Source organism: Mesotoga prima MesG1.Ag.4.2 (genome assembly GCF_000147715.2).
In the GTDB taxonomy this organism is placed as follows: Bacteria; Thermotogota; Thermotogae; order Petrotogales; family Kosmotogaceae; genus Mesotoga; species Mesotoga prima.
In genome coordinates, this window is the sequence record NC_017934.1 from 2,807,009 (window position 1) to 2,830,686 (window position 23,678).

At 48.2% G+C, this 23,678-nt stretch carries 22 protein-coding genes; 14 read left to right on the forward strand and 8 right to left on the reverse strand.

Features of this window, described 5'->3' with window-relative positions; genetic code table 11:
* Positions 1 to 89: 89 nt before the first annotated feature.
* The 14 genes from THEBA_RS12875 to THEBA_RS12940 all read left to right on the forward strand — a co-directional run bounded on the left by THEBA_RS12875 (position 90) and on the right by THEBA_RS12940 (position 13,750).
* Positions 90 to 1,898 (forward strand): diguanylate cyclase domain-containing protein, encoded by a 1,809-nt coding sequence (locus THEBA_RS12875; RefSeq protein WP_014731899.1) that lies wholly within the window; start codon positions 90 to 92, stop codon positions 1,896 to 1,898.
* Between the two features lie 220 nt (positions 1,899 to 2,118).
* Complete coding sequence (locus tag THEBA_RS12880; protein WP_006489443.1) at positions 2,119 to 3,087, forward strand: ABC transporter substrate-binding protein; 969 nt, start codon at positions 2,119 to 2,121, stop codon at positions 3,085 to 3,087.
* A 77-nt stretch (positions 3,088 to 3,164) separates the two neighbouring features.
* Positions 3,165 to 3,860 carry a deoxyribose-phosphate aldolase gene (gene deoC / locus THEBA_RS12885; protein ID WP_014731900.1) on the forward strand — a complete coding sequence of 232 codons (696 nt, stop codon included), beginning with the start codon at positions 3,165 to 3,167 and terminating at the stop codon, positions 3,858 to 3,860.
* A gap of 14 nt (positions 3,861 to 3,874) precedes the next feature.
* Positions 3,875 to 5,398, forward strand: a complete 1,524-nt coding sequence (locus THEBA_RS12890) for a sugar ABC transporter ATP-binding protein (RefSeq protein ID WP_014731901.1) — start codon at positions 3,875 to 3,877, stop codon at positions 5,396 to 5,398.
* A gap of 1 nt (position 5,399) precedes the next feature.
* The gene (locus THEBA_RS12895; RefSeq protein ID WP_006489440.1) at positions 5,400 to 6,392 is read left to right on the forward strand and encodes an ABC transporter permease; all 993 of its coding nucleotides are present in this window, start codon (positions 5,400 to 5,402) and stop codon (positions 6,390 to 6,392) included.
* Positions 6,393 to 6,398: 6 nt separating this feature from the next.
* Positions 6,399 to 6,812 (forward strand): VOC family protein, encoded by a 414-nt coding sequence (locus THEBA_RS12900; protein WP_014731902.1) that lies wholly within the window; start codon positions 6,399 to 6,401, stop codon positions 6,810 to 6,812.
* Between the two features lie 18 nt (positions 6,813 to 6,830).
* The gene (locus tag THEBA_RS12905) at positions 6,831 to 7,763 is read left to right on the forward strand and encodes a ribokinase (protein ID WP_014731903.1); all 933 of its coding nucleotides are present in this window, start codon (positions 6,831 to 6,833) and stop codon (positions 7,761 to 7,763) included.
* Positions 7,760 to 9,289 carry a xylulokinase gene (gene xylB, locus THEBA_RS12910; protein WP_014731904.1) on the forward strand — a complete coding sequence of 510 codons (1,530 nt, stop codon included), beginning with the start codon at positions 7,760 to 7,762 and terminating at the stop codon, positions 9,287 to 9,289. The genes THEBA_RS12905 and xylB overlap by 4 nt, the downstream gene beginning before the upstream one ends.
* Before the next feature lie 44 nt (positions 9,290 to 9,333).
* Positions 9,334 to 10,083, forward strand: coding sequence for a GntR family transcriptional regulator (locus tag THEBA_RS12915; RefSeq protein ID WP_014731905.1), 750 nt, complete (start codon positions 9,334 to 9,336; stop codon positions 10,081 to 10,083).
* Positions 10,084 to 10,097: 14 nt separating this feature from the next.
* Positions 10,098 to 10,499: a D-ribose pyranase gene (rbsD, locus tag THEBA_RS12920; RefSeq protein ID WP_014731906.1), complete on the forward strand. Its 402-nt coding sequence runs from the start codon at positions 10,098 to 10,100 to the stop codon at positions 10,497 to 10,499.
* Positions 10,499 to 11,152 (forward strand): orotidine 5'-phosphate decarboxylase / HUMPS family protein, encoded by a 654-nt coding sequence (locus THEBA_RS12925; protein WP_236609264.1) that lies wholly within the window; start codon positions 10,499 to 10,501, stop codon positions 11,150 to 11,152. The genes rbsD and THEBA_RS12925 overlap by 1 nt, the downstream gene beginning before the upstream one ends.
* Entirely contained in the window at positions 11,149 to 11,709 is a 561-nt protein-coding gene (hxlB, locus tag THEBA_RS12930; RefSeq protein WP_014731908.1) for a 6-phospho-3-hexuloisomerase, read from the forward strand. The genes THEBA_RS12925 and hxlB overlap by 4 nt, the downstream gene beginning before the upstream one ends.
* 14 nt (positions 11,710 to 11,723) lie before the next feature.
* On the forward strand, positions 11,724 to 12,710 hold the full coding sequence (locus tag THEBA_RS12935; protein ID WP_014731909.1) for an aldo/keto reductase: 987 nt from the start codon (positions 11,724 to 11,726) through the stop codon (positions 12,708 to 12,710).
* Positions 12,711 to 12,721: 11 nt separating this feature from the next.
* Positions 12,722 to 13,750, forward strand: coding sequence for a zinc-dependent alcohol dehydrogenase (locus THEBA_RS12940; protein WP_014731910.1), 1,029 nt, complete (start codon positions 12,722 to 12,724; stop codon positions 13,748 to 13,750).
* A gap of 1,246 nt (positions 13,751 to 14,996) precedes the next feature.
* On the opposite strand, the gene THEBA_RS12955 is transcribed toward THEBA_RS12940, so the two are convergent.
* The 8 genes from THEBA_RS12955 to THEBA_RS12990 form a co-directional block, all read right to left on the reverse strand.
* A complete protein-coding gene (locus tag THEBA_RS12955; protein WP_014731912.1) occupies positions 14,997 to 15,146 on the reverse strand; it encodes a hypothetical protein in 150 nt (49 codons plus the stop codon).
* A 257-nt stretch (positions 15,147 to 15,403) separates the two neighbouring features.
* The gene (locus tag THEBA_RS12960) at positions 15,404 to 16,390 is read right to left on the reverse strand and encodes an ABC transporter ATP-binding protein (RefSeq protein WP_006489424.1); all 987 of its coding nucleotides are present in this window, start codon (positions 16,388 to 16,390) and stop codon (positions 15,404 to 15,406) included.
* A complete protein-coding gene (locus THEBA_RS12965) occupies positions 16,387 to 17,364 on the reverse strand; it encodes an ABC transporter ATP-binding protein (protein ID WP_006489423.1) in 978 nt (325 codons plus the stop codon). The genes THEBA_RS12960 and THEBA_RS12965 overlap by 4 nt, the downstream gene beginning before the upstream one ends.
* On the reverse strand, positions 17,361 to 18,452 hold the full coding sequence (locus THEBA_RS12970) for an ABC transporter permease (protein ID WP_006489422.1): 1,092 nt from the start codon (positions 18,450 to 18,452) through the stop codon (positions 17,361 to 17,363). Before THEBA_RS12970 ends, THEBA_RS12965 begins: the two co-directional genes overlap by 4 nt.
* Before the next feature lies 1 nt (position 18,453).
* Entirely contained in the window at positions 18,454 to 19,422 is a 969-nt protein-coding gene (locus THEBA_RS12975; RefSeq protein WP_006489421.1) for an ABC transporter permease, read from the reverse strand.
* A gap of 56 nt (positions 19,423 to 19,478) precedes the next feature.
* Entirely contained in the window at positions 19,479 to 21,224 is a 1,746-nt protein-coding gene (locus tag THEBA_RS12980; RefSeq protein WP_006489420.1) for an ABC transporter substrate-binding protein, read from the reverse strand.
* Between the two features lie 40 nt (positions 21,225 to 21,264).
* Positions 21,265 to 22,380 (reverse strand): anhydro-N-acetylmuramic acid kinase, encoded by a 1,116-nt coding sequence (locus THEBA_RS12985; protein WP_006489419.1) that lies wholly within the window; start codon positions 22,378 to 22,380, stop codon positions 21,265 to 21,267.
* Positions 22,377 to 23,396: a serine hydrolase domain-containing protein gene (locus THEBA_RS12990; protein ID WP_014731913.1), complete on the reverse strand. Its 1,020-nt coding sequence runs from the start codon at positions 23,394 to 23,396 to the stop codon at positions 22,377 to 22,379. Before THEBA_RS12990 ends, THEBA_RS12985 begins: the two co-directional genes overlap by 4 nt.
* Positions 23,397 to 23,678: the final 282 nt, after the last annotated feature.

Consider the following 23,678-nt stretch of genomic DNA (forward strand, 5'->3'; position numbering starts at 1 on the left):
CCCACAAATGATTCCACTGAATTCCGGGTTTTTAGAACTTCAATTATTCGTAATGATTGTGCTATCATATCAATAATCGGGGTGAATCGATGAAGAACGGGAAGGCTTTCTTATCATTTTTCTTGGTTCTACTAAGTACTTTTGCTTTTGCGGACAAGCTCACTTTCGGCGGTGATAGTGCCTATCCTCCGTATGAGTTTGTTGATGAAAACGGTGAGTACACGGGATTCAATGTGGACTTGATGAAGGCCGTCTCTAGAGTCGCCGAGCTGGATATTGAAATAGAGCTCGGTGAATGGGATCTCGTTGTTGAAAAATTCAAGTCGGGAGAACTTGACGGACTAATAGGCATGGCTGTCACTCCCGAACGGCAAAAGATATACGGTTTTTCGATTCCCCACAATACTCTGCATATGGCGATCTTTTACAGAAAAGGCTCCCAGGAACCTACCGTGGATGATCTGAGAGGAAGGGAAATTGTTGTTCAAAGGAACGGTGTCATGGACGACTATCTCCTTGAAAACTCAATAACCGACAAGATTGTCGCGGTTGAATCTCCTCTTGACGGCTTGAAGCTTCTTTCATCGGGCACCGGGGATTTTGGTCTCTTCGAGAAGTATCAGTCCCTTTATTTTGCGAAAGAGAATGAGATCGATAATCTCGAGGTTTCCGGTGCCACGGTCTTCGAGAGAGATTATGCCTTCGCAACGGCAAAGGACGACTTCGCTCTTCTCAATAAGTTGAATAAAGGACTCCTGCTTGTAAGGGAGAGCGGCGAGTACAGGGATATATTCGAAAAGTGGTTTGGCTCGGCAAACTGGTTCGAACAGAATAAGAGGAATCTGTTGGTGACCGCAGGAATTCTCGTTTTCTTTGTCATTGGTCTGTTTGTCCTCTGGTTCTGGAATCACACTCTTAAAGTACGTGTCAAGGCAAGAACTGAGGAGCTTGAAAGAAAAGCGATCGAGAACGAAGCGCTGAGAGCGAAGATAAGAAGTCTCCATGACATTGCTTTCAAAATGGAAAGTTGTACAGAGGAAGAGGATGTTTTTGATCTAATAGTGAAAGCGGCCACAGAGATTCTGAGTTTTGATTATTACAGTCTTGATGTTGTTGAAGGAGACTACCTGGTAGTTAAGAGACACTCGGATAACATAGAGGTCAACTCTCGTGTTCCGAAGTATGAGGGAATAGCGGGAAGAACATTGAGAACAGGGAAGACAATTATTCTGGACGATGTTTCGAAAGAAGACGACGCCATGCCTTCAAGCAGCAAAATCAAAGCTCTGTTAAGTGTTCCGATTGGAACGATCGGAGTATTTCAGTCGGTGACTATTGAGTCTGGCAGTTTCAACAATGAAGACGCGGAGCTTGCCGAGTTACTGATGTTTCATGCTCTTGGAGCCCTTGAAAGGATCAAGAAGACTAGAGAAATACAGTTCCTTGCTTTTCACGATTCGCTGACCGGTCTTTACAACAGGACCTTCTTCGATGAGGAAGTATCGAGAGTAGACACTTCGAGAAATCTTCCAATTTCCGTAATTTTCGCGGATGTAAACGGGCTGAAGGGTTTGAACGACCGTTTCGGCCATTTCTACGGCGACGATTATCTGAAGACTATATCTTGCACAATCAAAGAATCCTGCAGGCACGAGGATCTAGTTGTTCGATGGGGTGGAGATGAGTTCGTTGTCCTTCTTCTGAGAACAGACACCGAAATGGCAGAGGAAATCGTTTCAAGAATCGAGAAAAATCTGAGCAAGATAGACTGTTTCGCCGTGGAAGCTAGTGTCTCATTTGGAGTAGCCACTAAGAGAGACATTCTAACTGATTTTCAAGATGTGCTGAGAAATGCGGAGCTTGCAATGTATTCGAAGAAAAGAGAACTCAGAAGATAAGACAGAGTCCAGAAGACCAACCTTTCCTGAAACAACTGGCGATGATTAAGAGTGATTAAAGACGATTATGTCTTCTTTTTTTCTCTAAAGTTCTTATCACTAAGATTTCCTCTGTCATTCAAATTTGTTTCGAGTTCGTTCGCTTGTTATAATTATTATGTTTGTACGTACATGTGTACATTCGTATGTACAGAACAACTTTATAAGGAGGGTTTTGCTAATGCGAAAAGTACTTATGTTACTTGTCATGGCTTCACTTCTTTTCGGAGCCACACTGGGATTTGCAGTTTACGAAATTGCCTTCATAGTCAAGGCAACGGATTCTGACTTCTGGCAGTACACGATAGTCGGCGCCGAGAACGCCGAACACGATCTACAGGGCCTTGTTAATGTCACGGTCTACGGACCTCCGTCCGAATCAGACATCGACAAGCAGGTCGCTATTCTTGAGGACGTTGTCAACAAGAAGCCAGACGCAATCGTTATTTCTTCGACAAGCTCGGAAGCTCCTTCTCTGATTCTAGACGAAGCTTACAAGCAGGGTATCAAGATCATTCTCATTGACAACTTTGTCTATGACACCGGATACAATTCATTCCTCGCCACCAACAACAAAGTCGGAGGCGCTCTTGCAGCCGACAAGCTTGTTGAATATCTCAAGGCAGCAGGTAAGGACCTCAAGGGTAAGATCGGTCTAGTAAGCGCAATGGCTGGTGTTCAGGTTCTTACAGATAGAGACGATGGATTCAAGACAAGACTCGCCGAGATAGCTCCTGATCTAGAAGTCCTCCCCACGATCTATGTTGACAACGACATTTCTAGAGCGGCCAACGCTACGGAAGACCTCTTAATCGCTTACGACGATCTAGTTGGAATGTTTGCGGACAACAACCACACAGGTGACGGAGTTGCCAGAGTTATCGAGCTTCAAGGTCTTCAGGATGAAGTCATCGCGGTTGCATACGACTCGGACCCGCAGGAAATTGATGCTCTCAGAAACGGCTCCTTGAAGGCTCTTATCGTTCAGGATCCTCACGGTATGGGTTACAAGGGTGTCATGTTTGCCTTCATGGCAATCAATGGCGAACCGCTTCCCGAGTATTTCGATACTGGAGTCTACGTAGTCGAGAAGGATATACTTGATGATTCTATGTGGGTTCTCGACCCATTCTCAAGGAAGAAGTACTGATACCTTAAGTTTCTAACGATTATGGGCAGCGAAAGCTGCCCTTTTTCAGAAATTTTTGCCTATCCCGGGAGGTATTTATGAATAGAGACATTCCTTTTAACAGGCGTTTCGATAATACTTTGCTGAATCCCGAATCAAAGTGGGAGGATATTGAGAGCTTCGTTGACGATACACTCGAGTACAATTTCAGAAATGTGGTTGTTCCGTGGTATGCGATCCCTACTTATGTTATTGAAAAAGTCGAGGGAACTGAGGTTGGAATTAACGTAGGCCCAGGAGGCTTTCCGCTCGGCATGGTTCCCACAGAGTTGAAAATGAGAGAAATAGAATACTACATGTCTCTCGGAGAGGCGGTTACTGATTTCGACATTGTGATAAACGTATCCGCAGTCAAATCAAGAAACTGGGATCTGATGAAACGGGAGTTCGTAACTCTTTCCGAGCGAGTGAAGAAAGGAAACAGAGTCTGTAAATTCATAATCGAGACCAGCAGGTTGACTGAAGAGGAAATAGTCAAGGTATGTGAACTGATAGTCGACGTTCCAACGATCGACTTCGTTAAGACCGGGACGGGTTTCGGTCCCAGAGCAACCTCCTATCGCGATGTTGAACTCATTAACTCCATCGTTTCCGGGAAGAAACAGATCAAAGTTTCCGGCGGCGTCAGAACTCTCGAACAGGTCGAGAGATTCATGAAACTGGGAGCCACAGTCTTCGGTTCGAGTTCCAGCGTCTCCATATACAAAGAGTATGAAAAGAAATACGGTGGCTAAAGGAGAGCGATGACATGCCCGAGGAAAAGACCGTAATTGAACTAGAAGGTATAAACAAAACCTTCCCTGCCGTTAGAGCTCTTGACAATGTCTCCCTCTCCGTCAAGAGTGGTGAGGTAAGAGGCCTTGTGGGAGAGAACGGAGCTGGGAAATCTACACTTATAAAGATAATCACAGGTGCTTACACGAAGGACTCAGGGACAATGATCTTTGAGGGAAATGAAATTACCAGGAACTCACCATTGATATCCAAGGGGTTGGGAATCTACGCCGTTTATCAGGATGTAATGGTAACTCCCGATCTTTCAGTGGCAGAAAACTTCTTTCTGGGGCAGCAACCTAAGATTGGCCCATTCATAAACTGGAAGAAGATGTACAAAGAATCAATGGAGTTTCTGGAAAACATCGGTCTGGATATAAACGTTCGCAAGAGCATTAAAGAGTTGAGCATTGCTGAAAGTGAAATGATTACAATTTCCAAGGCACTCTGGCAGAAGCCCAGACTCGTCATCTTTGATGAACCGACTGCCGTGCTTACAAGAAACGAGACTAAAATCCTCTTTCAGATAATAGATGAGCTCAAAAATCAGGGAACGGCCGTAATCTATATCTCGCATAACCTTGAGGAGGTCTTTGACATCTGTGATACGGTTACCGTTTTGAAAGACGGGGCCACGGTGGGAACTTACACAACGGAAGAGCTTGAAAACGTTGAGAAGCTGATCCCCCTAATGGTTGGAAGATCGATCGAGGAGATGTATTTGAAGAAGGATACAGAACCCGGCAGAGAACTCCTAAGGGTTGAGAACCTTTCCGGAGAGAGATTCGAGAATATCAGTTTTCATGTCAGGGCAGGCGAAGTCGTGGGATTCTTTGGCCTGGTGGGCGCTGGAAGAACTGAGATTGCACGGGCGCTTTTCGGTGCCGATCTTCTCAAAGAAGGGAAAATAGTAGTTGAAGGCAAAGACGTTTCGATCAAGACACCGAAGGATGCGCTGATGAAGGGTATTGGCTATCTTCCGGAAGACAGGAGAAAACAAGGAATCTTCTTGCAGCAGGATATAGATTTCAATATAAACATAATTAACTTTGACAAGGTGATGACGGGTCCTATCATCAACTATGGGAAGGCTCATTCACAGGCCAGAGAATATATCGACAAGCTCTCAATAAAGATTGGCAGCATCTTCCAGCCGGTTTCCGAGCTGAGTGGTGGAAACCAGCAGAAGGTAATCATCGCGAGATGGCTCTGCAAAAACACAGATGTTCTAATCTTCGATGAACCGACCGTCGGAATCGACGTTGGGACGAAATCAGAGATATACAAACTCTTCGGTGAGATACTCTCCAGCAACAAGGGAATAATTTTAATCTCTTCATATCTTCCCGAGCTAATGGGAATGTCCGACCGCATCTACGTTATTTCTAACGGTAGAATGGCTGGCGAGGTTCATAAGAAAGATTTTTCCGAGGAGTTTTTGCTGACACTGGCAATGAAGAACATTGTCTCAAGAGAAAAGGTAAAGGAGGCGGTCTGAAATGGCTGGAAGGAGAGAAAGGAAGACATTTACTGAAAGAAACCTTTTGATCATTCTGGTTGTGATGTGGGTCTTTCTGGCCATCGCAACAGGAGGCAACTTTTCCTCATGGGCTAACATAACCAATCTCATCAGGCAGTCATCCATAAATGGTGTGGTTGCCATCGGTATGACCCTTATAATCATAACTGGCGGAATAGATCTTTCGGTTGGTTCTATAGTTGGACTCAGCGGAATGGTATTTGCGATATTCACTTCTACTAGGGGAGAATTTCAGTTTCCCACAATTGTAGGTATATTGCTGGCACTGGGAATCAGTGCGCTAATAGGTTTGGTCAACGCAGTTGCCGTACATGATGGAAAGGTACCGGCCTTCATTGCAACCCTAGGTATGATGACGCTCGTAAGAGGTGTAGTAATGTATATATCCAGCGGAAGAATGGTAACTGCCGTTCCTCTGGAGTACAGGAGATTCGCAGTTTTAGAGTTTCTCGGAATACCGGCGCTCGCTTGGACGTGGATAATTCTCGCCGGCTTCATGATGCTCGTGCTCAAATACACAAAATTCGGAAGGAATCTATACGCCATAGGAAGCAATGAGGAAGCTGCAAGGCTGTCAGGTATAAATATCCGGCTGAACATGTATTCCTTCTACATTGTGGCCGCATTGTTCAGTGCTATAGCCGGTTTGATGCTGGGAACGAGAATGGCCGCAGGGGTCCCGACAGGGGGAGACGGTTACGAACTCGACGCCATAGCCTCGGTTGTCATCGGAGGAGCAAGTCTGAGCGGAGGGGTAGGAACCGTTCTTGGGACGGCCCTTGGCGCTCTTATAATCCAGACCATAAGAAATGGCGGTAATCTTCTTGGTGTAGATCCATTTATAATGCAGATCGTTATCGGAGCAATAATAATCCTTGCGGTCTTCTTCGATCAGTTCATAAAGAGCAGGAAGAAGGGCGAAGGTCTTAAGAAACTCTTCAAAAGGGCGTGATAGATAATGAAGATAAATAAGTTCTTTCATGTGGCAGTAGAAGTTCCCGATCTCGATAAAGCGCTCGAGTTCTATATAGGCCTTCTCGGGTTGAAACTGGTTAACAGAGAGAAGCTGCCTGAAAAGAAACTCGAAGTAGCATTCGTTGCCGGCGAAGGTTGTGAAATCGAACTCATGTGCTACGAAGATAGCAAGGAGAGGAAATTTGCTCCCGAGTCACAGTCTCACTTTCAGCACCTCTCTTTCGTTGTAGATGACATTGAAAAAGCAATGGATTATTTGAAGAGCAACGGCATTGAACTCGAATCGCCCGATCCTATTCCGGTTTTTGACGGAAAGGTTTTCTACAACACGTTCAAGGGTCCGGGCGGTGAATTGCTGGAGATCGCGGAAGAGAAGAGACCCAGATTGAATCATTAAACTTTTTGGAGGTATCAGATGAACAAAGTGACAGTATTTGGTAGCTATGTAATGGATCTCACTACCCTTTCTCCCCATATACCCGTTGTAGGAGAGACGGTCTTTTCCGGTCCCTTCAAGATGGGCCCCGGAGGCAAGGGATTCAACCAGGCTGTGGCTGCCAGAAAGGCAGGATCTGACGTCAAGTTCATGACTAAGATCGGCAAAGACTTGTTTGCTCCATTTGTGAAGGATGCATTCGATAAATTTGGAATCACAAAAGATTATCTTCTCGAGTCGGATACTGCCGGAACAGGAGTCGCTCTGATAATAGTAGATGAGAACAACGGAAACAACGCCATTGCAGTTGCGCCAGAGGCCTGCAACGAGTTGACTGTCGAAGATGTTATAAGACACAGAGATATCTTCACCTCTTCCGATGTCTTTCTTACCCAGTTTGAAGCGAATCTCGACGCAACTTACGAGGCGATAAAACTCGCCAGAGACTCCGGAGCGAGAGTTCTGCTAAACCCCGCGCCCGTGAAGGAATTTGATCATTCGATCCTAAAATATGTCGACATTATTATGCCGAACGAGATAGAGGCCAGCCTAATGACGGGAATTCCGCTGGACGGAATGGAGTCGATAGAGGCCATAGCTTCTGAATTGAAGAAGTCGGTGGACACAGTGCTGATAACTCTCGGAGGCAAGGGGGTTTACTGTCCATCGGTCAATGGAGGGCTCGTTCCCGCCTGCAAGGTAAAGACTATCGATACAACCGGAGCTGGAGACGCATTTGCCGGAGTTTTTGCTGCATATCTCTCGAGGGGAGAGAGCTTGGAAAGAGCCATCGACTACGCCCGTGCCGGAGCGGCCATTTCTACGACTAGATTTGGCACTTCGCCTTCAATGCCGGAAAGGGAAGAAATAGAAGCTCTCGTTAATGAGATAACTGGAGGCGATGAGAAATGAAATACGTCATCGCATACGATCTGGGAACCACCGGGAACAAGGCGACGCTATATGGAATAGACGGGAAGCTCCTGGCGAGTTCCTTCTCAGGTTACAAGACCTATCATCCCGGTCCGAATCAGGTAGAGCAGGATCCTCTGGAGTGGTGGGAGTCCGTCAAGAATACGACCCCGGATCTCATCGCCAGGGCCGGTGTCAATCCCGAAGAGATAGTCGCTATAAGCTTCAGCGGTCAGATGATGGGGGCAATCCCCGTTGACAGGGACGGAAAGCTTCTTAGAAGGGCCATAATATGGGCCGATCAGAGAAGCGTCGAACAGTCGGCAAGGCTCGAAGAAGTGGGCAATGATTTCGTATACAGGCTCACTGGATCTAGGATAACGCCGACCTACTCCGGTCCGAAGATTGCCTGGATAAAAGATAACGAACCTGAAATATACAATAAAGCACATAAATTCCTGAATGCGAAGGATTACATCGTCTCAAGATTTACCGGAGAGTTCGGGACTGACCACTCAGATGCGTCGATGACGCTTCTCTTCGATATCGAAAACCTGAAATGGTCGGAGAAACTCGTTGAAGTGTTCGGGCTGGATATGGAAAAACTTCCCAATGTGACCTCCTCTACGAATGTCGTCTCGGAGATACTGCCAAAGGTGGCGGAGGAACTGGGACTGTCGAAGAAGACTCTAATAGTCCGCGGCGGCGGAGACGGCGCCTGTGCCTGCCTGGGAGCAGGGGTTGTCAGTCCAGACGAGGCCTATCTCTATCTCGGTTCATCTAGCTGGGTGAGCACATGTTCCACGGAACCTATTTTCGACGAGAAATCTAGGACATTTAACTTCGCATATCCCATTGAGGGTTTCTATTGCCCGACTGGAACAATGCAGGCCGGGGGAGCTTCGTATCAATGGGCTAAGGACGCTCTCTGCCAGCATGAAGAAGAGAAGGCAAAGGCACTGGGGCTGAGCGCCTTCACGATTATGGACGATCTGGTTGACCAGACAAGACCCGGAGCCGGGAACCTCATCTTTCTGCCTTATTTGCTCGGGGAGAGAAGCCCGAGGTGGAACATTAATGCTAGAGGAGCCTTCATAGGACTTTCATCTACACATAGAAAGGCCGATATGCTGAGGGCGGTGCTCGAAGGTGTGGTCTTCAACCTGAAAATAGTCCTGGATATTCTCGAGACTAAGGGGAAGTTCGACAAGATTCGCCTTATCGGCGGAGGAGCAAAGGGAAGGAACTGGAAACAGATTGTGGCAGATATATTTGGGAAGACGGTTACGATACCCGAGTATCTCGAAGAGGCAACGTCAATGGGAGCGGCTATTATTGGTGCTGTTGGAGCTGGAGAGATGACGTTCAAGGAAGCCTCTACTTTTGTAAGGGATGTTCAGTTCATCAAATACAACCCAGAGAATCACAGGTACTACGAAAGACTTTTCGAGGTTTTCGATAGGGCCTACAGTTCGCTCATAGAAACCTATGAAGACCTTGCCAAGCTGAGAACATATACGAATTAGCCTGTTTGTCTCTCTAGTACCGTAAAGAAGGATGTGATTTCATCATGCTTTTTAATGCAGACAGAAGAATAGCCCTTGATAGAGCAAGTCCGGTTCCACTCTACTACCAGATTTACAGGATAATTTCTGATTATATGAAGGAACCGGGCGCCGTTGGCAGAAAACTTCCAACGGAAGAAGCCATGATGAAAGTGTTCGATGTAAGCAGGGCGACCGTTAGGAGAGCTTTGCAGGCCCTGGAAAGCAGCGGACAGATCTCAAGGTCTCGTGGAAGGGGGACTATCATAACGAACAACGCTTCTCAGGAGCAGCTTACAACTATTCGAAGCTTTACCGAACAGATGAGACTTGAGAACCATGTGCCGATTACGAAGGTTGTTGAGGTGAAGAAAGTCAAGGCCGGTTCGGAAATGGCTAGAATTCTCCAGGTATCGGAAGACGAAGAGTTGCTTCAAGTTACCAGACTGAGGGGAAATGAATCCTACTTTCCTCTTGCGCTCTTCATATCCTTTCTTACATCTAGATCAAACCTTACCGGAGAAGAGAACTTTGAGGGTTCTCTTTATGAACTGATGAGAAATAGGGGAACGGCCGTAGTCGAAGGAGACGCGATCATAGAGGGACGGCTCGCAGAAGGGAGAATAGCGAAGCTTCTGAAGATAGAAGAGGGGGCGCCGATCCTATATTACGAAAGAGTAGGCTGTACTGCTATCGGTGAGTATGTTGAATTCGTGCAGTGCTGGTACGAAGCGACCCACTACAAATTCCGGATACATTTGACTACAAAGATTTGAAGGGAGAGATAATTATGAAGAAAAGCGGAATTCTGAACAAGGAGATATGCAATCTAATAGGTTCGATGGGCCACACAGACTTACTGGTAATATCTGACTCAGGGCTGCCTATTGCTTCTGACAGATACAGGATTGACGTAAGCATTGTAGGCGGAAAGCCAGGGGTCTTCGATGTTCTAGATCCCGTGCTGGAAGAGCTTGAAGTCGAGAAGGTTATCTTCTCCGAAGAGATGAAGACCGTTAGTCCGAAATGCCTCGAGGAGACGTTGAAGCATCTTCCTGAAGGCATAGAAGTGGAGTTCGTTCCCCATGTCAAATTCAAGGAACTCACCAACACGCAGTCTAAGGGAGTAATCAGAACCGGCGAGCAGATACCATACTCAAGTATCATTCTCGTTGGCGGGGTAACCTATTGATGATCCGTTTACAACTCGCAAACGACACTCACATAAAGGATAGCTTTTTAAAGACTGCCAAAGAAGTCGCCGATTACATAGACATTCTCGAAGTCGGTACGCCTGCCGTTCTTGCGCACGGTATGACTCTGGTGAGAGAGATAAGCGAGATCCTGCCCGATCATGAGATTCTTGCAGATATGAAGATTGTAGATGGGGGTTATCTCGAAGCGGCGATGGCCTTTGAAAGCGGGGCAGATATCGTGACGGTTCTTGGGTTCGCTTCCTTCAAGACGATTTCGGAAGTCAGAAAGGCTGCCGACCAGTTTGGCGGAGAACTTATGTTGGATACAATAGAGATTTCGGATCTCCAATCCTTTGCCGAAAAGGTCTCTCCGCTATCACCGGATTACATATGCATCCACACTTCGGCCGATCTGAGCGGTGTGGGTGAGAGCCTGCACCTTCTTGAGTACGCGAAAAAGATAGAGATTATACGGAGAGTTCTTCCGGAGGCAAAGATCGCCGTTGCTGGCGGAATATCTCCCGACAATCTCTCCCATGTCTTCCCGTTGAAGCCCGATGTGGTGATCGCGGGACGATCGATCTGGGAGGCTGAGGACCCTGCAAGAGTAGCGTTCCAGATAAAGACGAGACTGGAGAAAGGTTCATGAAATTCGAAGGCACGCTTGATCTTGTTATTGACGAGATAAGATCGGTCCTTTCGGGAGTTACAGATGAATCGATCGAAGAGCTTTCCGAAAGTATTCTAAATGCAAGAAGAGTCTTTCTCTTTGCGATGGGCAGGTCTGGCCTGGCGATCAAGGCCTTCGCGATGAGGCTTATGCATCTGGGTTTGAAGGTCCATGTTGTGGGAGAAGTAACCAGCCCCTCTTTGGGAGAGGGAGACCTTTTAATCATCGGATCTGCATCGGGGGAGACTCCTTCAGTGGTTCTTAACTCCAAAAAGGCCCGAAAATTTGGAGCCGGAATAGCTTCCATAACTGCCAGCAAAGAATCTACTGTGGCGGGAATAAGCGATATAGTCATTACGATTCCCACAAAGACTCCCAAAGTGCCCGACAGGGCTGGTGTCTCTTCGGTTCAACCGATGGGAAATCTATTCGAGCAATCACTGTTGATCCTAACGGATATTGTTGTAATGAATTTAATGGAGAGGTTGAGCATAGATTCGGAAACGATGTTCAAGAACCACGCAAATCTCGAATAAGGGAGGCGAAGGAATTGAAGTACAAAAAAGTGGAAAAGATAGATGAGAAGCTGTCGGCGCTCGGTTACGGCTGCTGGGGAATCTCAGGCCCGTCTTTCTGGGATGGGACGACAGATGAAGACTCGATCAAGACGATCCAGAGGGCAATAGCCGGAGGAATAAACTTCTTCGATGTGGCGCCGGTGTATGGTCTGGGACACGCCGAGGAGGTGCTCGGGAAGGCAATAAAAGGTTTGAGGGATAAGATCTTCATTGCAACCAAGTGTGGTCTTCTCTGGGACGATCAGGGAAGGACGAGAAACTGTCTCAAACCTGAGAGCATAAGAAAAGAGATTGAAGATAGTCTCAGAAGACTCGGGACGGATCATGTAGATCTCTATCAGCTTCACTGGCCCGATCCTGAGGTCGAAATCGAAGAGACAATGGAGACTATGGTCGAGCTGAAGAAAGAGGGAAAGATCAGATACATAGGGCTGTCAAATTTTTCCATTCCCGAGGCGAAAAGGGCGATGAAGGTTGGAGAGGTATGCAGTATGCAGGGCCTCTACAATATGCTCGAAAGGAATCCAAAGAGCTACCATAATATTCCGCTCGATTACAGAGTCGAAGATGAAGTCCTTCCCTTCGTTCTGGAGAATGGAATGGCCTTTCTGCCATATAGCCCGCTCTTCCAGGGCCTCCTGGCTGGAGCGATAAGCGACAAGAAGAAGTTCAGCGAACACGATGTGCGGGCCGCTAATCCGAAGCTAAATTCACCTGAGTTCAAGAAATACTACGAGGTCGTCGTAAAACTGAACAGACTGGCGCATGAGATAGGGAAGCCTCTGAGTCACATAGCCATCAACTGGCTTATCAGAAATGAAGCAGTAACTTCGGTAATTGCAGGCGCTCAGAAGGTCGAACAGATAGAACAGAATCTCGGCGCCGTCGAATGGGATATGGATGACGGACTATATGAAAGAATAGAAGAGATAGTCTCCAGTTCCAATCTGGAGCTGTAGGGGGTGTCTATTTGAAAGCCGCGTTTGTAAAATCGCCGTTCAAATTCGAGATTCGGGAGGTAGAACTTCCCCCTTTGAAACCAAATGACGTACTGCTGAAGATAAAGGCCTCGGGAATCTGTGGAACAGATCTCCACACAGCAAGAACTGAAGCCAAAGATTGGCAGACCTTCGGCCACGAGATAGTCGGCATTGTGGAAGAGATCGGTTCATGTGTCGAAAATGTCAAGGTCGGACAGAGTGTGCTGGTAGAAAGCGGTTCTTTCTGCGGGACATGCGAGGACTGCAGAAACGGGAGAGTAGATCTCTGCCATGACAGAGCGCCCAACGTTTTCATAAGGGCCGAGAAAGAGAATCTCACGATGGGCTTTGCCGAGAAGGTAATAATAGACAAACAAAATGCAGTTCCCTTCGAGGGAGTTCCTTTTGAGGAGGCCTCTCTCGTCGAGCCAATGGGAGTTGCGCTGGATCTCACATACACGGTTGATCCTAGGCTGAACGACGACGTGCTGGTAGTTGGTCTGGGTCCGATTGGTCTCATGGCCGTTCAGATAGTCAAGGCCATGGGAGCGAGAAGAATCTTTGTCGCCAACCATTCAAGATCTAAGATAAGGATAGATGTTGCAAAGAGCTTTGGAGTGGAGGATGTTATACTCGTCGACAAGACGCCGATCAGCTCCTATAAATTCCCCAAGGGCGGAGTCGATAGAGCTCTCGTAACCGCACCGCCTTACGTGATCCCCGAAGTTCTTGACGTCATGAATTTTGGAGGAGTCGTCGGCTTCATCGGAATAGATTACGGGGAGGGACGCTTCATAAAGTTCGATGCAAACAAGTTCCACTTCAACAAGCTTCAGCTTAGGGCCTCACATGCAGTTCCGGCTCTCTACTTTCCAAGATGCGTAGATATGATAAAGAGCGGAGCAGTAAATGTGAAACCGCTGATTACCGATACCTTCAAACTGGAAGATATCGGTGAGATGATGGTCAGAGCGGAGAACGAGAAAGACAAAGTAATCAAAGCGGTAATGCTAGATTGAAAATGAATACAGGGGCCCGCCTCAATGGCGGACCTTTTTCTTTGAGATCGGCCTGAAGAGAAGGAGTATTGTCGAGAGCTCGCTGCGCTTAAAGGCGGAGAACCCGCTGAGCGCTGATGAAAACCGCGTTGTCCGTCAACGGTCCACCGTCCTCCGAGAAGACCAAGTCGTCCTTGGTCCTTCGTCCCAGACCATGGACCCGTCCTTCGGGAAGACTGGTTCTTCGTTCCGACGCTGCGCGTCCAGGTTGTTCGTTCTTGGTAAAGAATTCCGTTATGACTGAAAATGAGGTCCGTTCTTGATGTGCACACACCCCGTCGACGATGGAGCCGTCGACACCCCTCTCGAGAGCTCATCACTACCCACATCGTCTTCTTCGGAGCTCAATCATTTTGCTCCTCAGTTCCAGAATCAGTTAGCATTAGTAGTAAATAATGACGGTTTCATGGATCTCTATGTTCTTGATCTTAAATCCCCGCTTGAGCGGGGGGGACCGCTTGCGGTGGGGTGTGTGCTCTTTGAACAACGTTTATAATAGATTGGCCTGTTTGAAATTGAACGACAAATTCGCTCTTAACGTTATTTGGTCTGTGATCCATATGTATGCTCCTACCAGAGACCAAGAACTAACATCGAGCAACCACTCACATCGGACTATTTCAGAGCATCGGTTTTTTCGCATACAAAGACCAACACCCTCCGCCACTACGTGGCCCTCCTCCCTCAAGGGAGGACTTAAGATCAGGATCATCAGGAGCCAAACACAGCATTCGCACGAGAACCAACATATTAATGGAATTTAACTCTTTGACTCATATGTAATGATGAACTCTTTAGGGAAACTGAAGAGCTCTTCAAGGCTTTTCAAGAACCCAGAACCTTACTTGCTCTCTTCGCTTTTCCCTTCTCTCTACTCTCAGAATAATGGTTTGGCAAGAACGGTTATTCCGAAAACACCCAATTCCGTCATTCCGACAAAGCTCCTGGTCGGAATCTCGATGCTACTGCTTCAAGGCTCTCCTCGGGAAACGGAGAACCATTCAACAGCCAGCCAGTCCCTTTGCTCTTCCTACTACCAACCTCCGGCCTCCAACGCCGGTTTTACAATTCACAACTTTGAACTTGGAACTGATCCTTTGCTTTTCCAACCTCTGACTACTGACCTCTAACCTTGGTTTCTCAAAAGCCCAGATCCTGAACAGGAGCGCTTCAGGATGACAAAATGAGTTCGTTTGATCAGATTACTTCACTTTGCTCGCTCTTTTTCCTTGGTTTTTGCCTCCTGGCACGTAAGCGCCAGCATCACTTCCCCGGATGTTCTTCCGGGCATCACTTCCTCGCGCGAGCGAGCCTCACTTCCTGCCGGAGGCAGCATCACTTCTGATCTTGATGCCACCAACCCCCGGCCTCCGACACCCCGACAACGGTCTTCAAAAGTGCAGATCCCGAAACAAGTTCGGGATGACAGAGTGAGGGGCTTCCACAAACCGCTCCCGGACAACTTTCTCAGTTGCTTTGAAACCCTGAACTGATTGGCGGTTCTCTTCACGAGACCCGAGACCCGTTTTGTTGGACTTTTCTACTTACAACTCACAACTTTGAACTTGCAACTGATCCTTTGCTCTTCCAACCTCTGACTACTGACCTCTAACCTCAGGTTTTATGCAGCCAGCAGGCGACTTTATGTCCCTCGGCCACCTCAAAGTTTCCGGGCATTTCTTCGCTGCAGATGTCCATTTTGTAGGGGCATCTAGGGTGAAACGGGCAGCCAGAAGGTGGATTTATCGGGCTAGGGGGCTCCCCTTCCAGTTTGATATTCTGAAGCTTCCGGTCCTCGGGATCCCAGTTTGGAATCGAAGCCATAAGCGCCTTTGTGTAAGGGTGAGCGGGGTTGTTGAAGAGTTCCCTCGCTTCGGCAGTCTCTACGACGTTTCCGAGATACATTACCATTATTCTGTCGCTCATGTGGTGTACGACGTCTAAGTTGTGCGAGATGAAGATATAGGACATCTCGCTTTCTTCCCTCAGCTCCTGCAACAGGTTTATGATCTGGCTTTGAACGGAAACGTCGAGGGCAGATGTAGGTTCATCACATATAATCAGTCTCGGTCTAACCGAGATCGAACGGGCTATCGCGATCCTTTGCCTCTGTCCCCCGGAGAACTCGTGAGGGTAACGCTGAGCGTATTCGGGATAGAGACCGACTTTCATCAGAAGCTCTCCAACGTAATCTTCTGCTTCTTTTTTGGATAAGAGATTGTGTGCCTCGATCGGTTCCCGTATAATATCCCTTACCGTCATTCTGGGGTCAAGTGAATCGAAGGGATTCTGAAAGATCATCTGAACATCTCGCCGGAATTTCGAGCGCACGTTCTTTCCAAGCCCTTTGGTTATGTCGTGTTCCTCTCCATTTTCGTCATGGTAGAGTATCTTCCCACCGGTCGGCTCGTAGATCTTTACTATGGTCCTGCCCAGAGTACTCTTGCCGCAGCCCGACTCCCCGACGACTCCGATTGTCTCTCCCCTGCTTATCTCAAGGGTAACAGACTGCATTGCCCTTACATGACCGACTACCTGGAAGAAGACACCGGCCTTTATCGGAAAGAACTTCTTAAGTCCTTCTGTAGAAAGTATCTTCATTTTTCGGATCCCCCCTCGAAAAGCCAGCAGGCAGCGGTGTGGCCGTCACCAACATAGAATTCGGGCGGGTCTTTTTGTCGGCAAATCTCCATCGCGTGAGGGCATCTAGGGTTGAATCGACAGCCTTCTGGGAATTCATATGCCCTGGGAACGTATCCTTCAATGTAAGGCAGTTTCTTCCCCTTGAAGGATCTTGTCACTCTAGAGCTGAGAAGACCCTTGGTGTACGGATGCGAGGGCGAGGAATATAGTTCCTTCACCCCGGCCTTCTCGACAATCTTTCCGGCGTACATTACGTGTACTCTGTCGGCCAGTTCGGCAACTACCCCGAGATCATGGGTGATGAAGATTATTGAACTGCCGAATTCACCCTGGAGCTCTCTCATAATGTTCAGGACCTGAGCCTGAATTGTGACATCCAGTGCGGTGGTTGGTTCGTCCGCTATTATTATCTCCGGATTTGTTATTAAGGCCATCGCAATCATAATTCTTTGAAGCATTCCGCCGCTCATTTCGTGGGGATACTCTCTGTACCTCTTCTCCGGTTCTGGGATATTTACCCTCCTGAGAATTGAAATGATCTCATCGTAGGTTCTGGTCTGGTCCCAGTTCATGTGTGCTCTGGCAACTTCCGTTAGCTGGAACCCTATCGTGTACAGGGGATCGAATGCCGACATAGGTTCCTGAAAGATCATACTGATTTCCTTGCCCCTTATGTCCCTGTACGCCTTGTTAGAAAGTCCCACGAGGTTCTTTCCCTTGTACAAGATCTCTCCCTCAACCTTGGCCGGCGGCACTTTTATCAGACCGAGAATTGTCTGGACGGTAACGCTTTTACCACAGCCGGATTCTCCGACAAGTGCGAGGATCTCTCCCTTCTCGAGATAGAAGCTTATGTCGTCCACAGCTTTGACCAGACCGTCCGGGGTCCTGAAATAAGTTTTGAGATTCTTCACCTCGAGTATCGCGCTCATACCTTCTCCACCGCCCTGTAAGGATCGACGGCGTCTCTCAAGGCGTCTCCCACGAAGTTGAAGGAGAGAACCGCAACGATTATGAAGATTCCCGGAACCATTAGCCAGGGATGGGCCTCAAGTTCAGATATAGACTGGGCCTGTTTCAACAGCAGGCCCCAGCTTGTCATAGGTTCCTTTATACCGAGCCCCAGGAAGCTAATCGCGCTCTCTCCCAGAATCATTCCCGGTATTGAAAGAGTAGAGACGACTATGAGGTAGCTTATCGTGTTAGGAATCAAGTGACGCGTTATTATTTTCATGTTAGATACACCGGATACTCTGGCGGCCAGAATGAACTCCTTCTCTCTCAGGCTCAGGACCATTCCTCTGACAACACGCGCAACACCCATCCAGCCGATTAGTGAAAGAACGATTACGATTCCGAAATAGACCCATGTACTTGGCCATTGAGGAGGTAGAATCGTGGCAAGCGCGAGCCAGAGGGGAATCCTCGGAAAGGATCTCAGAAGCTCAATGAAACGCTGTATGACTACGTCTATAGTCCCGCCGTAGAATCCCGAAAGCGCTCCAACTATCGCTCCTATGAATACGCTTATCAGAGTGCCGACGAGGCCGACTGTCATTGAGACCTTCCCCCCGATCAGGACCCTGGAGAATAGATCCCTGCCAAATCTGTCGCCGCCAAAAAGAAGAACCATCGCTATATCGGAAGATTCTTCAACACCGAAGAGATGGAGATCAGTCTTGAAAATCCCCCAGAATCTGTATTCCTCCCCTCTGACGAAGAACTTCACAGGAACTGGCCGGCTGGTGTCTTCGGAGAATTCCAGCCTGTAAGTCACGGGGTTTCTGACCTTCTTCATCCCGTACACGAAGGGGCCGATCCATTTACCTTCTTCATCGAAGAATCGGATCTTCGAGGGGGGCGCATAGACGAAATTCCTGTGGGAAGTCACATAGTTGTATGGCGCTATGAAGTCGGAAAATATGACGAGCAGATACATGATAGAAAGGGCTATTAAGCCAACAACACCAAGTTTATGTTTGAAGAAATTCTTTGCAATCCGGCTTTTCGTGCTCTGCATATCAGCTCATCCTTATCCGTGGGTCGAGAACGGCAAGCGCTATGTCGGCAAATAGATTCCCGATCTGGGTTATGATGGCGATGAACATAAGGAACGTCATTACTAGATACTGGTCGTGGTTGAGAAGCGCGTTATAGAAGAACGGTCCCATCGTCGGCAGATTCAGGACGATAGCGGCTATTATGGTGCCGCTGAATACGTTAGGAAGCTCCGTTCCGGCTATGCTGACCATCGGATTGAGTGCGTTTTTTATCGCGTGCCTTTTTACGGTCTTTTCATCGAGCCCGTGAGCCCTGAGCGAGGTGACAAAGGGAGAAGAAATGACATCTAACATGTTCCCGCGCATGACACGCATGAGTCCAGCAAGACCGCTCATGCCTACTACAACGAGAGGAATCCACAGGTGTTTAAGTAGATCCACAAACTTTTCCAGGCTGAAAGGCGCCCCAACGAACTGTGGCGAAAAGAGGCCACCGACCGAGGTCGCCCCCATCTGCAGCATGAGGTACATAAGGATCAGTGCCAGGAAGAAGTCCGGTACAGAAAGACCTATGAAGCCAATAACTGTTAGCGAATAGTCACCAAATGAATATGGATGCAGCGCAGAGTAGATTCCCATCGGAACGGCAAGGATCCATTGAAAAACGATGGCTCCTAGTGCAACGAAGACCGTCCAGCCCATTCGTTCCCATATAAGCTCTCCAACAGGTCTTTGAAAGGCAAAGGAGTAGCCGAAGTCCCCTCTGGTGACTATCCCCTTGATCCAGTTCCAGTATCTTATGTGGGCCGGTTCATCGAGCCCGAGATTCTTTCTGAGTAGCTCGATCTGCGCCGGTGAAATTCTCGGGTTGTCCAGATACTGGCTTATGAAATCACCGGGTTGTAGCTCGGTGATCACGAAGCAGATCACGGATATGAAGAACATCATTGGAATCATTATAAGCAATCTTCTAGCGATAAAAGACCACATAATCTTCCTCCGGAGAAGTAAAGCGGGAGGAGAATCTCCTCCCGCAGATGAAGCACTTATTTCTTAAATACGGTCCAGGAAGAGTAAGAGAGAAGCCCCTCTTCGTTCTGTTCGACGTTTCCTAGCGACTTGTTCGCGGCGTAAAGATTCATTCCTTTGCACACGAAAATCACGGGAAGATACTCCGCGTAGATCTCCTGCCATTCGTCGTAATAGGATTTTCTTTCGACCGGGTCCATTGCGACCTGGCCCTTTTCAAAGAGTTCGTACACTCTCTTTTCCCAATCAAGCATGTTTTCCATGATAGGAAGATTGGTGTCGGGGTCTCTCGTTGTTCTGTGCCAGTAGTAGAGCTGAGTTCCCGGCTGCCAGATCGCCTTTCTCAACTGGGGATCGGGCTGGTTCCCAAAGGCCCTGATTCCAGCTTCGAAACTGCCGGCGCCAAACATCTGTCCAGTTAGCGAGCTATCGAGTATCTGGAGGTTGACCTTTACTCCGATACTCTGCAAGTCCTGAGAGTAAATGTATGCGATGTCCTGGTACTCCTGCGGAGAGCTCTGCAGGGTAAGCACGAACTCGAACTTCGTCCCGTCGGGATACTCTCTGAAGCCGTCTCCGTCATTGTCTTTGAGTCCAAGCTCGTCTAGAATTCTCGCGGCCTCTGCCAGGTTGAAGGGTCTGCGAATCTCTTCGATTTTTGGATTGTAGAAGGCCTTGTTAGAGGGAAGTACAGGCACTCCTCCAAGAACGGCCAGTCCATTGTAGACCTCATCGATGATCCTCTCTCTGTCAAGGGCATATTCCATTGCCTGGCGGAACTCGGTAGTTCTGAAAACCTCTCTGAGTTTCGGGTTCTCAACATCGAAATTGAATGCGATGTGAATCGGGCTTGGAGTAGGCTGAGTAGGCTCGGCAAGGAAGACTCTAAATGGACCGCCGGCAAGTTCCCTCTCCTTGAGGATCGGGAAGTCGTTTCCACTCACGGCCATGTAGTCGAGCTCTCCTGCCATGAACTTGGCAAGCCTCACCTGTGCATCGCTTACAACGAGGTACTCGATCTTGTCCACGTAAGGAAGCTTGTTGCCATATTCATCGACCTTCCAGTAGTTTGGATTTTTCGTCATGACGACCTTCTGGTCTATTATGTATTCCGAGAGCATGAAGGGTCCATTTGCTGGAATCTCGTTCAGAGGAGTGTTTGTTAGCCATACATCGTTGACCGAGTCGGGTCTGTTCTTGTCGATCTTGCTTTCAAGCGCATGGGACGGGTAGATATAGGCGTGCGATAGAACTGTGAAGAAGGCAGCGTACGGCGCGGGCAGAATAGCCTTGACAGTGCTGTCGTCGACCTTTACCCACTCAATTGGTTTTGCTTCGATTGTGAATCTGGCTACGGAGTTTCCTCTGGCTACGGGATTCATAACGAAGTGCTCAAATGTGAAGATTACGTCATCGGCGGTCAGAGGGACGCCATCAGACCACTTCACATCTCTCAGGTGGAAGGTGACCTCCTTGTTGTCTTCCGAGACTTCCCACGACTCTGCAAGGGCGGGCCTGATTGCCGACGTAACCGGATGAGCCTCGACGAGTCCTGTGAGCATCTGTCCTGCAACGGAGTAAGCGTTGCTATCGAGAGTGCCGTAGAAATTGAATGACTGGGGGGAACCGGTAAGTGCCAAGTACAGCGTCCCTCCCATTCTGGGGTTTGGATCAGGTGTCAGCATGCTGTCTTCCACGAATGGAGCTGCCATTAACATGGCGGTGAAAAGAACTGCGAGAACTAACAGAAAGATTCGCCTCACGGTAAAAACCTCCTTTATGTTTTCTCTCCCGTCGGGGAGATCAAGGTAAAGCCAGTTTTCCTAGGACAACTCTCTTTCTCGCTCCTGTTACAGACGGAACGTTTGCCTCTACCCCGTTAAAGAACTCCTGGGCTAGAACTGCCATGCCAATCGCTTCCTTTGCCTGCAAGAAGGTTTTGTCAGGCACTTCTACATCAAGGCCGCTAAGCTGTTTAAGATCCTCGATCATAACGGGGTTAAGGGCCCCTCCTCCCGTAACTACTATTCTTTTCCCCAAAGGTAAATATGAATTGATGCTTTGAACCAACTGGAATACGCTGAACCTAACGAGTGTTCTAACAAGGTTTTCCGGAGAGGAGAAGGAGATCCCCTCCAGGAAGGTTTCGTTGTAGATCTCTCTTCCCGTCGATTTTGGGGGCTGCCTCTCAAAATATCTTCGGTCTCTCTCTATGAGAACGTCGAGTATCGCGCTGTCGACTGAGCCCCGGGCGGCGATCTTGCCCCCTTCGTCAAACTCCATGTTGAAATACCTTTTTGCTACTAAATCTATCAGGCAGTTGGCGGGACCTGTGTCGAAGGCTTTCATGTCTTCAAGCTTCTCGGCCACATAGCTAACGTTCGCTATACCACCTAAATTTACTGCGTAGATGCCGCTTTCAAAATAGATCCAGTCGAAATAAGGAATGATAGGCGCTCCCTCACCCCCGAAGACCATGTCCTTCTTCCTGAAATCAAAGACCACCGGAAGGCCAGTCTCGGACGACACGATGTCCGCTTCACCAATCTGAAGAGTGGCATGCACTGCGGGATCGTGGTAAACGGTTTGTCCGTGGTAAGCGATTGCGTCAACCTTGACTTCCGTTCCATTTAGAAAAGACTTGATTGCATCCGCATGTCTTTTCCCGATGAGGAAGTTCATCGAATTGACTCTGTCCACACCAGAAAGCGAAGGGTCGAAAGTTTTCACTATTTCATCGTGGAAACTCGACTCGAACTGAACGGAAGAGTGCTCGAGAAGCTTCACCTTCATGGACTTTCCGCTCCCGGAACAATTAACAATTGCAAGCTCCAAACCGTCGGCCGACGTTCCCGACATGACTCCGAGAATGCTTCTTGTTCCGCTGGAGAGAAGATCTCTTATCTCATTCCAGATCATCCGAGGCTCCCGAAGACAAGGTTGTGCAGGCGTCTTCTGATCTGCTGAATCTGCGGTATCGTATCCCGCCTGCTGATATTGGTTCGGTTGGACAGCATAATAACGAATAGTCCCGTAAGTGGATCGACCCAGATCGACGTTCCGGTAAAGCCGGTGTGTCCAAAAGCCTCTTCTCCAAGCATGTCACCTGCACTGGAACCTCTTGCAGGTGCCATCCAGCCTAGATGCCGTTTGCTTTCACCTATCGATACTGTTTCAGATATGAACGTTTCAAAGACCCTGGAAGGTACCAGCCTAGCATACATTAGACTGGAGACGAACTTGAAAAGATCTTCAACCGATGAAAAAACGCCGGCATTTCCGCTCACTCCACCGAGATAATACGCTAGTTCGTCATCCGGCAACCCTCTTAGAATCTTTCCTTCCCGTTCGCTTGTCGGCGCCACGTGATCTAGGCTCTTCGGCAGATACGTGGTCGAATTCATCCCGAGTGGTTCGAAAATCTGTTGTGAACAGAACTCGTCGAATTTTACAGAAGTGACTTTCTCGACAATGGCCATGAGAGTTATGAAGTTCAGGCATGAATAGTTTATCTTTTCCATCGGTACGGTCTCGGGTTCTAGATCTATGATGGATTTCAGCAATTCACGCCCCTTAAGCTCTCGCCATGCCTCGGAATATGGCTGCATACCTGAAGTGTGCGTGAGCAGATGAAAGATCGATATCCCCTTCTTCGATTCCGGAACATCGAAGAAATCTCCGAGCGTATCCCAAAGAGAAAGCTCCCCGCGCGAAACGAGAATCATTATCGCGCTTGTGGTTGCAACCACCTTGCTCATGCTTGCGATGTCGTAAACAGTTTCAAATGTCGTGGGGGTATTGTCGTCTACCGCAATGAAGCCATAGGTATTCTTGTAGAGGACCTCGGTATCCTTTCCCACCAAAACTACAGCTCCCGGGTACACTGCTTTTTCAATACCGCACGAGACTATTTCGTCAACCCTATTCCAGATCAAAGCGAGCCTCCTTATGTATTGCGTTGTCCGCTAACGGTCAGCAGTTACAAGTTGTCAGTTACAAGTTGCTAGCATAAGAACCGCTGTGCGCTTAAGAGAAAAAACCCGCTGAACGCTGCAAAGAGCCGTCCTTGGTCCTTCGTCCCAAACCATGAACCCGTCCTTCGGAAGAGCAGTTGCAAGTTGACTGTTCCAAGTTGCGAGCATAAGAACCGCTGTGCGCTTAAGAGAAAAAACCCGCTGGTCGCTGAGCGAAAGAATTCGTCATCTGAACTTGATTCA

Bases quoted from the DNA above. Each gene is read 5' to 3' on its own strand.
- hxlB (WP_014731908.1), top strand. From the start codon at position 11,149: ATGAAATTCGAAGGCACGCTTGATCTTGTTATTGACGAGATAAGATCG.
- THEBA_RS12960 (WP_006489424.1), bottom strand. From the start codon at position 16,390: ATGAAGATACTTTCTACAGAAGGACTTAAGAAGTTCTTTCCGATAAAG.
- THEBA_RS12915 (WP_014731905.1), top strand. From the start codon at position 9,334: ATGCTTTTTAATGCAGACAGAAGAATAGCCCTTGATAGAGCAAGTCCG.
- deoC (WP_014731900.1), top strand. From the start codon at position 3,165: ATGAATAGAGACATTCCTTTTAACAGGCGTTTCGATAATACTTTGCTG.
- THEBA_RS12905 (WP_014731903.1), top strand. From the start codon at position 6,831: ATGAACAAAGTGACAGTATTTGGTAGCTATGTAATGGATCTCACTACC.
- xylB (WP_014731904.1), top strand. From the start codon at position 7,760: ATGAAATACGTCATCGCATACGATCTGGGAACCACCGGGAACAAGGCG.
- THEBA_RS12900 (WP_014731902.1), top strand. From the start codon at position 6,399: ATGAAGATAAATAAGTTCTTTCATGTGGCAGTAGAAGTTCCCGATCTC.
- THEBA_RS12965 (WP_006489423.1), bottom strand. From the start codon at position 17,364: ATGAGCGCGATACTCGAGGTGAAGAATCTCAAAACTTATTTCAGGACC.
- THEBA_RS12975 (WP_006489421.1), bottom strand. From the start codon at position 19,422: ATGTGGTCTTTTATCGCTAGAAGATTGCTTATAATGATTCCAATGATG.
- THEBA_RS12985 (WP_006489419.1), bottom strand. From the start codon at position 22,380: ATGATCTGGAATGAGATAAGAGATCTTCTCTCCAGCGGAACAAGAAGC.
- THEBA_RS12875 (WP_014731899.1), top strand. From the start codon at position 90: ATGAAGAACGGGAAGGCTTTCTTATCATTTTTCTTGGTTCTACTAAGT.
- THEBA_RS12880 (WP_006489443.1), top strand. From the start codon at position 2,119: ATGCGAAAAGTACTTATGTTACTTGTCATGGCTTCACTTCTTTTCGGA.
- THEBA_RS12890 (WP_014731901.1), top strand. From the start codon at position 3,875: ATGCCCGAGGAAAAGACCGTAATTGAACTAGAAGGTATAAACAAAACC.
- THEBA_RS12925 (WP_236609264.1), top strand. From the start codon at position 10,499: ATGATCCGTTTACAACTCGCAAACGACACTCACATAAAGGATAGCTTT.
- THEBA_RS12895 (WP_006489440.1), top strand. From the start codon at position 5,400: ATGGCTGGAAGGAGAGAAAGGAAGACATTTACTGAAAGAAACCTTTTG.
- rbsD (WP_014731906.1), top strand. From the start codon at position 10,098: ATGAAGAAAAGCGGAATTCTGAACAAGGAGATATGCAATCTAATAGGT.
- THEBA_RS12970 (WP_006489422.1), bottom strand. From the start codon at position 18,452: ATGCAGAGCACGAAAAGCCGGATTGCAAAGAATTTCTTCAAACATAAA.